At 30.8% G+C, this 14,287-nt stretch carries 7 protein-coding genes; 4 read left to right on the top strand and 3 right to left on the bottom strand.

Going from position 1 to position 14,287, the window contains the following annotated elements; all coding sequences use genetic code 11:
• Nucleotides 1-57 precede the first annotated feature (57 nt).
• The 3 genes from KV700_RS09245 (at nt 58) to KV700_RS09235 (ending at nt 6,462) form a co-directional block, all read left to right on the top strand.
• On the top strand, nt 58-3,417 hold the full coding sequence (locus tag KV700_RS09245) for a class I tRNA ligase family protein (RefSeq protein WP_218597706.1): 3,360 nt from the start codon (nt 58-60) through the stop codon (nt 3,415-3,417).
• A 173-nt stretch (nt 3,418-3,590) separates the two neighbouring features.
• Nucleotides 3,591-4,685, top strand: coding sequence for a HesA/MoeB/ThiF family protein (locus KV700_RS09240; protein WP_218597705.1), 1,095 nt, complete (start codon nt 3,591-3,593; stop codon nt 4,683-4,685).
• A gap of 7 nt (nt 4,686-4,692) precedes the next feature.
• Entirely contained in the window at nt 4,693-6,462 is a 1,770-nt protein-coding gene (locus KV700_RS09235; RefSeq protein WP_218597704.1) for a DNA mismatch repair protein MutS, read from the top strand.
• A 698-nt stretch (nt 6,463-7,160) separates the two neighbouring features.
• On the opposite strand, the gene mfd is transcribed toward KV700_RS09235, so the two are convergent.
• Complete coding sequence (mfd, locus tag KV700_RS09230) at nt 7,161-10,517, bottom strand: transcription-repair coupling factor (protein ID WP_218597703.1); 3,357 nt, start codon at nt 10,515-10,517, stop codon at nt 7,161-7,163.
• A gap of 377 nt (nt 10,518-10,894) precedes the next feature.
• Here mfd and KV700_RS09225 point away from each other — a divergent pair, with 377 nt between their 5' ends.
• Nucleotides 10,895-11,455, top strand: a complete 561-nt coding sequence (locus tag KV700_RS09225; protein WP_166384072.1) for a hypothetical protein — start codon at nt 10,895-10,897, stop codon at nt 11,453-11,455.
• Nucleotides 11,456-11,495: 40 nt separating this feature from the next.
• Here the strand turns inward: KV700_RS09225 and KV700_RS09220 are convergent, their stop codons facing one another.
• Together KV700_RS09220 and KV700_RS09215 are read right to left on the bottom strand one after the other, a co-directional pair.
• On the bottom strand, nt 11,496-11,969 hold the full coding sequence (locus tag KV700_RS09220) for a thioredoxin family protein (RefSeq protein WP_218597702.1): 474 nt from the start codon (nt 11,967-11,969) through the stop codon (nt 11,496-11,498).
• Nucleotides 11,969-14,188, bottom strand: a complete 2,220-nt coding sequence (locus KV700_RS09215; RefSeq protein WP_218597701.1) for a TonB-dependent receptor — start codon at nt 14,186-14,188, stop codon at nt 11,969-11,971. Before KV700_RS09215 ends, KV700_RS09220 begins: the two co-directional genes overlap by 1 nt.
• Nucleotides 14,189-14,287 lie beyond the last annotated feature (99 nt).

The following is a 14,287-nucleotide window of genomic DNA, read 5'->3' as shown; positions in this document are numbered from 1 at the left end:
GAATTTCTTGCTTACAAAGAATAAACGTAAATTTGTGCACTTTAATAAAAGAATCAAATGCAATATAATCACCTAGATATAGAAAAGAAATGGCAAAAATTTTGGGCAGAGAACCAAACTTTTAAAGCCAGTAATGAATCGGAAAAACCTAAATATTATGTTTTAGATATGTTTCCTTATCCATCCGGAGCAGGTTTACATGTTGGGCATCCTTTAGGATATATTGCCAGTGATATTTATGCACGTTACAAGCGCCATAAAGGTTTTAATGTATTGCATCCGCAAGGATATGATTCTTTTGGTTTACCAGCAGAACAATATGCAATTCAAACAGGTCAGCATCCTGCAAAAACTACAGAAGACAACGTAACAACGTATAGAAGACAATTAGATACAATTGGTTTTTCTTTCGATTGGAGCAGAGAAGTAAGAACTTCTAGCCCAGAGTATTACAAATGGACTCAGTGGATTTTTATTGAATTGTTTAATTCTTGGTATAACAAAGATTCAGACAAAGCAGAAGATATTTTTGAATTGGAAAATATCTTTACTAAAGAAGGAAATGCTACTGTAAAGGCAGTTTGCGATGAAGAGATTCAATCTTTTTCTGCAGATGATTGGAAAGCATTTACTAAAGTAGAACAAGAAGAAATTTTATTAAAATACCGTTTAACATTTTTGTCTGATACAGAAGTAAACTGGTGTCCTGCATTAGGAACCGTTTTAGCAAATGATGAAATTGTAAACGGAGTATCAGAAAGAGGAAGCCATCCTGTTATTCGTAAAAAGATGACACAATGGTCTATGAGAATTTCTGCATATGCACAACGTCTTTTAGACGGATTAGAAAAAATAGATTGGCCGCAACCTTTAAAAGATTCTCAAACCAATTGGATTGGAAAATCTGTTGGTGCAATGGTTTCTTTTGATGTTGATAATGGTGCTAAAAAAACTTCTTCTGAAGTAAAATTATCTTACAAAGAATTAGAAGCTTTAAAAGAATTACGTCAGAATTTATCGAAAGCAGAAACCGTTCTTTGGGACGAATTAAAGAATAAAAAAGGAGCAGCAAAATTTAGAAAAAAATATACAATAGGTACTTTTTTGGTAGATTATGTATGTTTAGCTAAAAACCTAATTGTAGAGTTTTCTGGTAAAGAAGATGAAGCAGCAAGAACAGCCTTTTTTAATAATGAAAGTTTTAATGTCGTTCGTTTTAAAAACGAAGAAGTAATTGAAAACGTTCTTAAAGTAGTTGCAGCAATTAATACTGCAATTCAATTTCCAAAAAAGATTGAAAAATCAGTAGAAGCAGAAGTAGTTGTAAAAGATGAGAAATCTTATAAGATTGATGTTTTTACAACAAGACCAGATACTATTTACGGAGTAAGTTTTATGACATTGGCTCCAGAACACGAGTTGGTTTCAAAAATTACAACAGATGCTCAAAAAGCAGATGTAGAAGCATATATTACTGCTACAGCAAAACGTTCTGAACGTGATAGAATGGCAGATGTAAAAACCATTTCTGGTGCTTTTACTGGTGCGTATGCAATTCACCCTTTTTCTGGAGAGAAAGTTCAAATTTGGATTGGAGATTACGTGTTAGCAAATTACGGAACAGGAGCTGTTATGGCTGTGCCTTGTGGAGATCAACGTGATTATGATTTTGCAAAACACTTTGGAATTCCGATTCCTAATATTTTTGAAGGTGTAGATATTTCTGAAGAAGCACATACCGGAAAAGATGGAACAAAGATTGCAAATTCAGACTTTTTATCAGGATTAAAATATAAGAAAGCATTAAAATTAGCCATTTTTGAAATGGAGAAACGTGGCTTCGGTTACGGAAAAATAAACTACCGTTTGCGTGATGCTGTTTTTAGCAGACAACGTTATTGGGGAGAACCTTTCCCAGTTTATTATAAAGACGGAATGCCACAAATGATTGATGCAGAACACTTGCCAATCGTATTGCCAGAAGTAGAAAAATACTTGCCAACCGAAGATGGAAAACCACCTTTAGGAAACGCAACAGAATGGGCTTGGGATTCTCGTGGAAAGAAAGTTGTTTCTAACGATAAGTTAAAAAATAAGACTGTTTATCCTTTAGAGTTAAACACAATGCCAGGTTGGGCGGGTAGTTCTTGGTACTTTAACAGGTATATGGATGCTACAAATTCTAACGAGTTTGCCAGCAAGGAAAGTTTAGAATATTGGAAAGAAGTAGATTTATATATTGGTGGATCTGAGCATGCAACCGGACATTTATTATATGCTCGTTTTTGGCAAAAATTCTTATTCGATAAAGGAATTGTACCTGTAGATGAGTTTGCCAAAAAACTGATTAACCAAGGAATGATTTTAGGAACTTCTGCATTTGTTTACAAAGCAACTGCTTTTGTAAAGAATGGTTGTGGTTGCTCTGATGAAAAATCTATGGATGATGTTTTAGAGAAAATCCCAACCGTATTTGTGTCTAAAAATACATTTACTTCTGATGACGAATTTGAAACGGTTGTTATAAATTACTTATTAGATAATAAATTCTTAGACCCTAATTTTGCAGATTTAGTAATGATTACTAAAACGGCTTTACATGCAGATGTTTCTTTAGTAAATGCTTCTGATGAGTTAGATGTGGATGGATTTAAGAATCATGCTTTAAATGCTGATTATAAGAATGCCGAATTTGTTTTAGAAAACGGAGCATATAAAGTAGGTCGTGAAGTAGAAAAAATGTCTAAGTCTAAATACAATGTGGTAAACCCAGATGCTATTTGCGAAGAATATGGAGCAGATAGTTTACGTTTATTCGAAATGTTTTTAGGACCTTTAGAACAAGCAAAGCCTTGGAAAACTTCTGGTATTTCTGGAGTTTCATCTTTCTTAAAGAAATTATGGAAACTATACTTTAACGAAGAAGTGTTTGAGGTTTCTGATGAAGCACCAACAAAAGACGAGCTTAAAACATTACATAAAACCATTAAGAAGGTAGAAGATGATATAGAGAATTTCTCTTTTAACACTTCTGTTTCTACCTTTATGATTGCTGTAAATGAATTAACTGCTTTAAAATGTAACAAGCGTGCAATTTTAGAACCTTTAGCAATTTTGGTTTCTCCTTATGCACCACACATTGCAGAAGAGTTATGGAGCTTATTAGGAAATAGTGAATCTATTTCTACTGTAGATTTCCCTGTTTTTGAAGCAAGTCATTTAGTAGAAAGTGCTAAAAATTATCCTATTTCTTTTAATGGAAAAATGCGTTTTACGTTAGAACTTCCTTTAGATTTATCGAAAGAAGAAATAGAAAAAATAGTAATGGAAAATGAAAAAACAATAGCACAGTTAGAAGGTAAAGCTCCTAAAAAAGTGATTATTGTTCCTGGTAAAATTATAAACATAGTTATTTAAAGGCGCAGCCTTTTTAATATTCGCTTGTTTGTAGTTTTTACCAAACTAAGTACAAAATATAAGTTGTCATTATCAAATGAGCCTTTTTAGGCGACTGAAAAATCTCAAAAAAAATAAAAAGTCATTACAAATATTTGTAATGACTTTTTTTATTTACCTATCTTGTCAACTCAATGAGTGTAACAAAAAATCAATTTTTTAAACGTCAAATTACTTTATCAGAAATTGGTGAAGTCGGACAAGGAAAATTACAAAAATCAAGTGTTTTAGTAGTTGGTTGTGGCGGATTAGGAAGCCCAATAGCGGTGTATTTAGCCGCAAGTGGAATTGGGAAAATACATTTAGTAGATTTCGATACCGTTGATGTTTCCAATCTACACAGACAAGTATTTTATGCTCTAGATGATGTAAATAAACCAAAAGCAGCCGTTTTATCAGAATTTATAAAAAAGAGAGCCCCTTTTACAGAAGTTACTTTTACAAATAAACCAATTACAAAAGATAATGTTTTTGGGTTGATTTCTCAGTTTGATATTGTTGTAGATGGTACAGATTCTTTGCCAACAAAATACTTATTAAACGATGCTTGTGTTCTTAAAAAGAAACCATTGGTGTACGGATCTTTGTATAAGTTTGATGGATATGTGTCTACTTTTAATGTTTTGCAGAAAGACGGAACGTATTCAGCAAATTTAAGAGATGCTTTTCCAGAAATGGCAACAGATATTCCCAATTGTTCAGAGGCAGGTACCATGAACTCGATTGTAGGTATTATTGCAACGCAACAAGTAAATGAAGTTTTAAAGTTGATAACAGGTATAGGAAAACCATTATCAAACGAATTGTTGATTTACAATTCGTTGCAAAATACACAATTAAAAATGAAGTTAAAACCAACTGTTTTAAAAGATAAAATTGTAAAATTATTTGAAGTGCAAACATATTTTGATGCAGTTTGTGAGCTTCAAAATAAGGATTGGCAAATATCATCAGAAGAGTTAAAAGAATATTTATCACTTGAAAAGCAGTCGAAAAGTTTAGAATTGATTGCTGTTTTACCCAATTTAAAATTGCCTTTTAAAGTTGATCAAACAATTCCTATTCAAGAATTTAATGTAGATGCAATTAAAATTGATTTAAATAAAACCTATGTGATGGTTTGTCAAAGAGGTTTTAATAGTTACAAAGCAACCAAAATGTTAAAAAAGAAATACCCAACACTTAAGGTTTTAAGTTTGTTTGGTGGAATTTCTAATTATAATAAATAATATTAAAATGAATACTCCTTCCAATTTTTATAGTGAAGAAAAGTTAGCATTAGAAAAAGATGCAACTCTTTTAAAAAAGAAATCTATAAACCTAAGTATTTTTAGGTTTGGAGTTTTTTTAGCGACTTGTTTTTTAATTTATTTAACTTTTGGTAAATATCCAGATGTTTTTATCATTGCCTTTTTAGGCATTTTACTATTTGGTTTTTTAGTTACAAAACACGTTAGTTTACAAAGAAAAAGAGCTATCATAAAAGCTAAGATTAATATAAATACGACAGAACTCGATGTTTTAAATAGAAAATTCCATCACTTAGAATCTGGTGAGGAGTTTGCAAATCCTATGCATTATTATAGTAATGATATCGATTTATTTGGTGTTGGTTCTTTTTTTCAATATTTAAATAGAACGGTTACTTCAGAAGGGAAAAAATTATTAGCTAAAACGTTTACGGAAAATAAAACGAATGAAATTGTAGAGAAGCAAAACACCATAAAAGAATTAGCAACAAAGGTAAAATGGAGGCAACACTTTGCTGCTTTGGCAAGCTTAATTACCACAAAAGATACGTCTGGTTTTATAGTAAATTGGGTTCAGAATTATAAAGCTGTTCTCCCTATGTTTTTAAAGGGAATTCAACTTGTTTTTTCTGTGCTTTCAATAGTGTTTATCGGTTTGGTTTCTTTCGGTTTTCTTTCTTTTTCTTATTTAGTAGTTTGGTTTTTTATTGGCCTTTTTATCAGCGCTGGCTTTGTTAAAAAAACAAGTAATTTGTATGCAGATACAGATAAAGTAAGAGAAACCTTTAAGCAATATCATGTGTTGTTAAATGAAATTGAGGGAGAAGAATTTTCGGCAACCATTTTAAAAGAAAAACAAGCAATTATAAAATCTGAAGATAAAAAAGCGTCAACTATTTTTAAAGAATTTTCTAAAGTTTTAGATGCTTTCGATCAACGTAATAATCTTGTAATTGCATTTTTTGGAAATGGATTTTTTCTACTTGATATTAGAAATGCAGTGAATGTAGAAAAATGGATTATTAATTATAAACACACAGTAGATAAATGGTTTTCTGTTGTTGCTTTTTTTGATGCTCAAAACTCATTGGCAAACTTTCATTTTAATCATACAAAATTTGTTTTTCCAGAAATCACAAATGAAAAAGAAGTAGTAAAAGCTACCAATTTAGGACATCCATTATTGGATGTAACAAAAAGAATTGACAACGATTTTACAATTAACAAAGAAGAGTTTTTTATTGTTACTGGAGCAAATATGGCGGGTAAAAGTACTTTTTTAAGAACCATTTCTTTATCTATTGTAATGGCAAATTGTGGGTTGCCTGTTTGTGCAGAAAATTTTAAATATTCGCCAATTAAGCTGATTACAAGCATGCGAACTACAGATTCTTTAACAGAAGATGAGTCTTATTTTTACTCAGAATTAAAGCGTTTAAAGTTTATTGTTGATGAAATTAAAACAACAGACTATTTTATCATTTTAGATGAAATTTTAAAAGGAACGAACAGTAAAGACAAAGCTATTGGCTCTAAAAAGTTTGTAGAAAAATTGACAAAATCTAAGTCAACCGGAATCATTGCAACTCACGATGTTAGTTTGTGTGAGCTAGAAAATGAGTTTACAGATATTAAAAACTATTATTTCGATGCAGAAATTATAAACGATGAACTACATTTCGATTACACTTTAAAAAACGGAATTTGTAAAAATATGAATGCTTCTTTCTTATTGCAAAAAATGGAAATTATTTAGAAGCTATTTCCTGCTTTCGCTATTGGCTTTTTTTTGAGAAAAAAAAAGAGCTCAAACAATTATCCTGTCTTAAGCGAAGTAGAAAGGCTCTATCAGGGTTAAACTTGTTTGCTTACTAAAGTTCTTATTTCGATTTTAAGAGAAGCTTTATAATAAATAGAACGTATAACGTGAGTAACCTTATGAGGTTTCTCTCTGCTAGTGCTCATTTGTAACGAGTACCGAAGCTAATGTTCTATATGTTATTGGTACTCGTTACAAACGAGCGCGAGCAATAAATCAATGAAAAGGTCTAATAGACAAAATTGTTTAGTTATTAAAATGGCTTAATCCTTAATGCGTATTGCAAACTTAATAAGGAAGGTTTTTTAAGACGACCAAAAAAATATTCAGACCTCACAGGTTTTTAAAACCTGTGAGGTCTTTTTTAAACATATAATTCACCACTCACTTGTTATTTAGAAGAATTGAAAAGTCACATAACAGTGATAACAAAAACCTGAGTAATATGATGAGATTTCTCGCTGCGTTTTAAAGAACAAACATCATTAACTAAAGCTTGCAAACAAGTATAGCCCCGCTTTCTACGGCATCCTTTTTTCTGTCAGTTCGAGTGAATTTGCTTTTTTGCAAATTTGTATCGAGAACAGAAGAAAAAAGATACAGTAGAAAGCGGGAAATAGCTTCAAAAAATAATGCTACACTTTTTGTAAAATACTCAAAGCAGTTTTTACGCTATCAATTCTTATAAAAGTGATTAATAATCGCAATCCGTTTTTAGATTCTTTCTCTTTCATAACACAACTTTTAGGGTTTAGTTGCACGTATTTTAACATGCGTGTAAAGGCATCTGTGTGGTAAAATTCACTTTGTTGATTGGCAACAAAATACCCCATCATTCTTTTTTGCTTTAGAATCACTTTTTCTAAACCAAGCTCTTTTGCCAACCATTTTATACGAACAGAATCTAATAAATCTTCTACTTGCGTAGGGAATTCTCCAAAACGGTCTATAATTTCAGTTTCAAAAACTTGTAGTTCTTCTTCAGTTTTTAATTCTCCTAATTTGTTATACAAAGCCAACCTTTCTGTGATTGAATTGATATAATCATCTGGGAAAAGAATTTCGAAATCAGTATCAATCGTAACCTCTTTTACGTACTCTTTAGGTTTAGAATTATCTGAAGGATAGAGTTCTTTAAATTCATTCTCTTTTAACTCTTCAATAGCTTCTTGTAGTATTTTTTGGTAGGTATCAAACCCAATATCATTGATAAAACCACTTTGCTCACCACCTAATAAATCTCCTGCACCACGAATTTCTAAATCTTTCATGGCAATGTTAATTCCGCTTCCTAAATCAGAAAATAAAACTAAGGCTTCTATACGTTTTCTAGCATCATCGGTCATCATATGATACGCCGGAGTGATAAAGTAACAGAATGCTTTTTTGTTAGATCGACCAACTCTACCACGCATTTGGTGTAAATCTGAAAGTCCGAAATTGTTAGCATTATTGATGAAAATTGTGTTGGCATTTGGTACATCTAAACCGCTTTCTATAATGGTTGTAGAAACCAAAACATCGAAATCTCCTGCCATAAAACCAAGCATTAAGCCCTCTAGTTTTTTACCTTCCATTTGTCCGTGACCAATACCTACTTTTGCGGTAGGAACTAATCTTTGTATTAAACCAGCAACTTCTTTTATGTTTTCTATTCTGTTGTGAATAAAGAAAACTTGTCCTCCACGAGAAACTTCGTAAGCAATAGCATCACGAATAGTTTCTTCAGAAAAACGAATTACATTACTTTCTATAGGATGTCTATTCGGCGGCGGTGTTTTTATAACAGACAAATCTCTTGCAGCCATTAAACTAAACTGTAAAGTTCTAGGAATTGGGGTTGCAGTTAGTGTTAATGTGTCTACGTTTTCTTTTAAAGTCTTTAATTTATCCTTTACAGCAACTCCAAATTTTTGCTCTTCGTCTATAATTAAAAGGCCTAGGTCCTTAAATTGTAGCCGTTTGTTAGTTAATTGATGCGTACCAATAATAATATCTACAGAACCGTCATTTACTCCGTTTATGGCTTCCGTTTTTTGTTTTACAGTTCTAAAACGATTTAGATAATCAATTTTTACAGGAAAATCTTTTAAACGCTCTGTAAAAGTTTGATAATGTTGAAAAGCAAGAATGGTTGTAGGTACTAAAATTGCGACTTGTTTACCGTTATCTACCGCTTTAAAAGCAGCTCTTACGGCAACTTCTGTTTTACCAAAACCAACATCACCACAGACTAATCTGTCCATGGGTTGTTCTTTTTCCATATCATTTTTTACATCTTGTGTAGATGTAAATTGATCTGGAGTATCCTCATACATAAAACTGCCTTCTAGTTCATGCTGAATGTGTGTATCTGGGCCAAAAGCAAAACCCTTTTGTAGTTTTCTTTTAGCGTATAGTTGAATTAAATTAAAAGCAATATGTTTAACTCTTGCTTTTGTTTTTTGTTTGATTTTTTTCCAAGCACCAGAACCTAATTTGTATATTTTAGGTGCTTTACCATCTTTACCATTGAACTTAGAAATTTTATGAAGCGAGTGAATACTTACATATAAAATATCTCTTTCTCCGTACACTAATTTAATGGCTTCTTGCTTTTTACCTTGAACGTCGATTTTTTGTAAACCACCAAATTTTCCAATTCCGTGATCCATGTGTGTTACATAATCTCCAATTTCTAGTTTGTTTAAATCTTGAAGCGTAATTGCCTGTTTTTTAGCGTACCCATTTTTTAAACGGAATTTATGATAACGCTCAAAAATTTGATGATCTGTGTAACAAACTAATCTATTTTCAACATCTATAAAACCCTGATATAAAGGGAAAACAACCGTTTCATAATGTACTTCTTGTGCTGCATCATCAAAAATATCATGAAAACGTTTTGCTTGTTGATCGTTTGCACAAAATATATAACTGGTAAATTTGGCTTTGTGATATTCTTCTAAGTTTTCTATTAATAAATTAAATTGTTTATTAAAAGAAGGTTGTGCTATGGTATTGAATTTAATTTCTGGCAAATCTTCTTGCAAAGTTTTAGAAACTTTGTAGGTATTTGTGTTTCCAAAATTTACCAATGTAAAATCTTGTAATTGATTTTTTATAAAATTACCATCGCAAAACAATTCTACTGGTTTTGCGTGTTTTATTTCTTTGGATAAATCTAGGAATGCTTCTTCTGCTTTTTGATAAAACTTATCTAGATTTCCAACAAGTAGATCTATATTTTTTGTAAAAACAACTGTTTTAGAAGAAATATATTTAAGAAAACTCTCTCTGTTTTCTTCCAATGTTTTATTTTCTACATTGGGCATTATAGAAATTTTCTTCAGTTTTTCTTTAGATAATTGTGTTTCTACATCAAAAGAACGGATACTATCTATTTCATCACCAAAAAACTCAACTCTGTAAGGTTCATCATTAGAAAAAGAAAAAACATCTATAATTCCTCCACGAACAGAGAAATCACCTGGTTCTGTAACAAAATCTACCCGTTTAAATTTGTATTCGAATAAAACTTCGTTTACAAAATCTAAAGATAAACTTTCGCCTACTGCTACTTTTAGTGTGTTTTTTTCTAGTTCTTTTTTAGTAACCACTTTTTCGAACAAAGCTGTTGGATAGGTTACAATTACTGCAGGTTTTTTACGTGAATTAATTCTGTTTAAAACCTCAGATCGTAATAAAACATTGGCATTGTCAGTTTCTTCTATTTGGTAAGGTCTTCTGTAGGATCCCGGATAAAAAAGTACATTTTTTTCACCTAGCAATTGTTCTAAATCGTTAAGGTAATAAGCTGCTTCTTCTTTATCGTTAAAGATTAAAAGAAAAGGTTTGTCTGCTTTTTTAAAAGTTTCTGAAATAACAAAAGACAACGAAGAACCGACCAAATTCGATATTTGAAAATGGTTTTTATCTTGTTGAAGTTGGTTAATTATCTGCGATACATTCGCAGAATTCTGATATTGATTTACAATGTTCTGCTTGCTCAACCCGAAATGTTTTAGCAAAGATATTAATTTGAATTTGTTAAAATAAAATGTTTTAAAACTATTTTAAATAAGACATAATTTTTTATTAAAATAGTTTAGTGAAATTATAAAGAAAGGTTTACGTTCTATATTCTGTAATGACGATTTAATTATTTTTGTTACATTTTAAAGCAGCAGATTATAATGTAAGGTATTGGTTTGTAAATTATGAATTTACAATTAATTAGGTGTTATTTTTGTTATATTCGAATAAATTAAAATTTCGACTAAATAAAAAACACAGCACTTTATTTTCTTTGTTTAATCAATATATTTGTAAAAAAAATTATTGGGAATTGGAAAATGTTTTTCTTTTACCCTAAAAAAGAAAAATTAAAATGAAACATATCGTTTTTACACTTGTTTTTTTATGTACCCTGCATAGTTTTAGTCAGAATGAAACTAATAAATGGGCTGTAACACTTGGTACAGGTTCTGTACTTTATTCTGTAGAAGATGGTAAAGATTTGGGAGGTAGGCTTATTCCTCAATTTCCAAGATTATCTCTTGCTACATATTTGTTTAAGAATGTAACTTTAGCAGGTAGTATTTCTAGTGATTTTAATGATAATCAAAAATACACCACGTTTGATGGTGAGTTTAGATATGATTTTGGTACTTCAGAAAGCACTATTAATCCTTTTGTTTTAATAGGAGGTAGCCTTGTAAAGTCTAAACATGTACTTCCAACTTTAAATTTTGGTATTGGTGGTACGCTTTGGATTTCTGATCATTTTGGATTACAAGGAATATTGATGCACAAGTATAATGAAGAAAGATTTAAAAGTCAGCGTTCTCATACATACGGTTCTGTTGGTGTTACATATCGTTTTTCATTTAGTGGAGGGAATAGTGGTTCTAGTTCTGGTAGAAAACGTATCTGGGAAGACAAACATTAATTTTCTATTTAGACCCATTGTATATTTTGATGAATTTATGTTAATTTGAGGGTCTCTTAGAGAGATAGGTTGTCAATATTTTACTAATTTCTTTTGCTGATAAAAAGGAATCTATCTGTTCATCTATAGTATTATTTGCACTTAAAATAATAGTAGATGGATAGCTAATGGTGTTGTTTTTAAAAGCAAGTACCTCTACTATCTCATGAATGCCAGACTTGTTCTTAAAAATCTTGTCTTTTATATTTACCAAGTCTTTACTTTCTGCATTAAAAGAGATAAAGTAAAACTCTTTATTTAATAAGGCTACCACTTTTTTATTGATAAAAGTATTTTTTTTCATCGCAAAACAATATTTACACCAGTTTGTATGAAAAAAAACTACAATTGGCCTTTTTTCTTTTTCTTGTAGTTTATAAGCCTCTTCAAAAGAGTAACTCTTTAAAGTATTGTTTTTCTGACTAAGTAATATACTAGTAGAAAATATAAAAAAGAAAAGAAGCGTTTTTTTCATTATTGTAGTTTATATCTAAGTCCTAAAAACATACGAGTTCCTTGATTTGAAGCGTATACATAAGCTGGGTCGAAATTTTCACTAAATGGTTCTGAAGCATTTAAGATACTATTGGCTGCAGGAGTAAAATTTAATAAGTTTTTTACACCTCCAAAAATTTCAAATTGATCATTAAGTGTTTTAGTGGCTTGTATGTTTTGAATACTGTACCATGGAGATGTTGGTGATCTTGGGTCTATATCTGTATTGTCTGATATTAATGGTAAATCCATTGGAGCGTATACATTACCTGTATAATCTAGTTTTAAATCGATTGCCTTTATTTTGTAAGAAATACTCCAAGTACCACTAAAACTTTCTGTTAATAATTGTTTTTCGGTAATTCCATTTTCAGTAGTAGATACCTCCATTAAAGTTGCACCCGCTATTATTGAAAGTCCATTTCTTAAATTGATATCTGTGTTTAGAGATATTCCTTTAGAAACTGCATGACCATTTAAATTTGAATAAATAATTTGTGTTGGTTCTGTTTCGTAATCTGGAATTATTTTATTGTCGAAATAAGTATAGAAAGCACTTGCATCTAAATTAATTATAGTGTTATTGACTGTAACTAACTTTTTAACATAGTTAATATTAGCATTCCAAGAAGTTTCTGGGAGTAATTCATCTTCAAAAACAACCTTTCTATTTCCTGTAAGTGCAGCATGATCTTCTGTAAAAACATTAGCAACCCTAAAACCATTACCAATACTAACCCTAAGTACATCTTCGTTATTTTCTGAGTTCCATTTATAATTTACTCTTGGAGAGAAAACACTTCCGTGTACATTATTATAATCATATCTTGCGCCTAAAAGCAACTTGTTTTTTGGAGATAGTGTAATTTCATCTTGAATAAAAGCACCTGGTAAATGAGTTATTGATGGAGCATTACCAGTATCACTATTTGTTGCTGTTGTGTTATCGTCATAATTTGTGTAACGATAAGCAACTCCCATTAGTAGATCATGGTTTTCGCCAAAAGTAGTGTCGTATGTTAATTGGCTAAAAGCAATAAATTGATCTGCTTTATAAAAAGTGTCTCCGTAATAAGAGTTTTGGTCATGTCCATTCGCGCTAAATTGTAAATTTATTTTTTTATCGGTAGGCAATTGGTAAGTTCCAAAAGTTTCCCATCTACTGGTGTAAATGCTTTCGCCATAAACCTCTGTTCCACCTCTATATTTAGGCTCCCAATTCATTTCTCCTCCCCATCTATCTTCGTAAACATAACGTCCGGCTACAGTAAAAATACGATTGTTTTTTCTTTCAAAATTAAATTTATTAAAAATAGAAATTCTGTCTTGTAAAGTCAAATCTGTAAAACCATCCTTATTATTATCAATAGGGTTTTGGTAATTAAAATAATTAACACCTAACAGTCCATCGGTTTTTCCTAATTTATATTTTAAACCAATATCTGTATTTACTTCTCCCCAAGAACTTGCATAAGATTCTACGGTAACTAACGGGGCTGAAGATGGCTTTTTAGTGATAATATTAATGATACCACCAACAGCTTCAGAACCATATAAAGTAGAAGCAGGACCTTTTACAATTTCTACACGTTCTATTAATGCCTGCGGAATTCCTGTTAATCCATACACGGTAGATAAGCCGCTTACAATGGGCATTCCGTCTATTAAAACAAAAGTATAAGGACCTTCTAATCCGTTAATATGAATATCTCCTGTGTTACAAACACTACAATTTACCTGCGGACGAACACCATTTACATTTTGTAAGGATTCAAAAATAGATGGTGCTGGGTTTTTCATAAAAAAAGTAGGAGAGTATACTTCTACAGGTACAGAACTATCTAGTTTTTTAACCGGTTTCATGGTTCCAGAAATTACAATTTCGTCTAAAGAGTTAGCTTCTGATAAAGAAAAGTTTTTAATAATTTTTTGATTTTCATCAATCGTTATTTTAATCGATTTAGATTTATAACCAACACTACTAATAACAAGTGTATAGTTTCCTTTTGGTATGTTTTTTAACTGATAAAAACCATTTTCGTTAGAAGCTGCTCCAATTTTAGATTTTTTTAAATACACATTCACGTAAGCTAGTGCATCTAATTTGTTAGTTATTTTACCAGAAATAGAATTATTCTGTGCAAAAATTGCATTTAAGCTGATAAGAGCTGCAAATAAGATAAGTCTTTTTAGTTTCATTTAATTTTATTTTATGGCAAATGTAATTTATTTTTTAGACTTGTCTAAAAATATATTTATTAAAATTAAAAAGTATATCTTTGTAGTATAAAATTTGTA

Origin of the sequence: Polaribacter sp. NJDZ03 (assembly GCF_019263805.1) — a bacterium.
Lineage (GTDB): Bacteria > Bacteroidota > Bacteroidia > Flavobacteriales > Flavobacteriaceae > Polaribacter.
This window is presented reverse-complemented; position numbering and strand designations above follow the sequence as displayed.

Bases quoted from the DNA above. Each gene is read 5' to 3' on its own strand.
- KV700_RS09245 (WP_218597706.1), top strand. From the start codon at position 58: ATGCAATATAATCACCTAGATATAGAAAAGAAATGGCAAAAATTTTGG.
- KV700_RS09240 (WP_218597705.1), top strand. From the start codon at position 3,591: ATGAGTGTAACAAAAAATCAATTTTTTAAACGTCAAATTACTTTATCA.
- KV700_RS09235 (WP_218597704.1), top strand. From the start codon at position 4,693: ATGAATACTCCTTCCAATTTTTATAGTGAAGAAAAGTTAGCATTAGAA.
- KV700_RS09225 (WP_166384072.1), top strand. From the start codon at position 10,895: ATGAAACATATCGTTTTTACACTTGTTTTTTTATGTACCCTGCATAGT.
- KV700_RS09220 (WP_218597702.1), bottom strand. From the start codon at position 11,969: ATGAAAAAAACGCTTCTTTTCTTTTTTATATTTTCTACTAGTATATTA.
- KV700_RS09215 (WP_218597701.1), bottom strand. From the start codon at position 14,188: ATGAAACTAAAAAGACTTATCTTATTTGCAGCTCTTATCAGCTTAAAT.